Genomic DNA, 1,781 nt, shown 5'->3' on the forward strand with positions numbered 1-1,781 from the left:
TCGCAAGGCGCTGCCGCCTCCCGACCCGGACGCCTTCGATGCGCGGCGCTATGCCGCCCCGCAGGGCGAGGTGGAGGTCGAACTCGCGGCCATCTGGTCCGAGCTGCTGGGCCACCCCCAGATCGGCCGGCACGACAACTTCTTCGAGCTCGGCGGCCACTCGCTGCTGACGCTTCGTCTGCTCGAACGCATGCGCCAGAGCTCGCTCAGCGCCGATGCCTCGACCTTGTTCCAGTCACCCACGCTGGCGCATTTCGCCGCCAGTACCAAACGAATCAGGGAAATTGTTCTATGACCACGATGGAGTTGCTGCGCAGTCTGAATACGCGGGGCGTTGCCCTCAGCTTGAAGGGCGAAGAGCTGTCGGTGAAGGCGGAGGACGGCGTTCTCGACGACCCGGAGCTGCTGGCCCTGCTGCGCCAGAACAAGGCCGCGCTGATCGCGGCGCTGAAGGCGGGCGCGCTCAGTGTGCAGGGTGACGGCCAGGTCGTCGTTCCCCCCGTGGCCATCCCGGACGGTGCCACCGCGATCACGCCGCAGATGCTGCCGCTGGTGTCGCTGACCCAGGATCAGATCGATGCGCTGGTAGCGCTCATCCCGGGTGGCGCCGCCAACGTGCAGGACATCTACCCTCTGGCGCCGCTGCAGGAAGGCATGCTGTTCCATCACCTGATGGCGGAGCAGGGCGACGTCTACCTGCTGCGCAGCGTGATGCGCTTCGACGGACGCGCGCAGCTGGATGGCTATCTGTCCGCGCTGCAGCGCGTGATCGACCGCCACGACGTGCTGCGCAGCTCGGTGCATTGGGAGGCGTTGCCGGAGCCGGTGCAGCTGGTGTGGCGCCACGCGACGCTGCCGGTGCGTGAGTTGCCGGCCATGAGCAGTGCCGACATGGTGCGGCAATCCGACCCCCGCCAGCTGCGCCTGGACCTGGGGCAGGCCCAGATGCTGCAGGCGCTGGTCGCCCGCGAACTCGACGTCGACGGCGGCGAGCGTTGGCTGCTGGCGCTGCTGGTGCAGCATCTGGCCATCGACCACACCGCGCTGGACACGGTGCAGCAGGAGATCGAGGCCATCATGGCCGGCCGCGAGGACCTGCTGGAGCCGCCGCAGCCCTTCCGCAACTACGTGGCACAAACGCGGCTGGCGATGCCGCGCGAGGCGCATGAGCGCTTTTTCCGCGCCATGCTCGCCGGCCTCGACGAGCCGACCACGCCCTATGGCCTGAACGACGTGCTGGGCAGCGGGCTGGACATCGCGCAAGCGCAGCTCAGCATGGACAAGCCCCTGGTCGCACGCCTGCGCAGCCTGATCCGTCCCCACGGCATCAGCATGGCCAGCGTCTGCCACCTGGCCTACGCGATGGTGCTGGGCACGCTGTCCGGCCGCGACGACGTGGTCTTCGGCACGGTGATGTTCGGTCGCATGCGTGCCGGGCCCGGCGCCGACCGGGCGCTGGGTCTGTACATCAACACCTTGCCGCTGCGGGTCAGGCTGTCCGGACAGGGCGGGGCCGCGTCGCTGCAGCAGACGCACAAGGATCTGGCCCTGCTGCTGCGCCACGAGCATGCCCCCTTGTCGCTGGCCAAGCGCTGCAGCGAACTGGCTGGCGACCAGGTGCTGTTCAGCGCGCTGCTGAACTACCGCCACAGCCAGGACCTCGAGACGCTGCCTCAGCGCTGGTCGCAGGACCGTGGGCTGGCCTTGCTGCATTCGGAGGAAAGCAGCAACTACCCGGTGAACCTGGACGTCGATGACTTCGGTGATGGACTGCGCCTGAC

The 1,781-nt window shown here is 68.4% G+C and carries 2 protein-coding genes; both read left to right on the forward strand.

Features of this window, described 5'->3' with window-relative positions:
* The coding region (locus LZ017_RS21705; RefSeq protein WP_241399017.1) for a phosphopantetheine-binding protein at positions 1–295 on the forward strand (295 nt) is incomplete at its 5' end.
* The coding region (locus tag LZ017_RS21710) for a condensation domain-containing protein (RefSeq protein ID WP_241399018.1) at positions 292–1,781 on the forward strand (1,490 nt) is incomplete at its 3' end. The genes LZ017_RS21705 and LZ017_RS21710, both read left to right, overlap by 4 nt.

Source organism: Pelomonas sp. CA6 (assembly GCF_022549225.1).
Taxonomy (GTDB): Bacteria; Pseudomonadota; Gammaproteobacteria; order Burkholderiales; family Burkholderiaceae_C; genus Roseateles.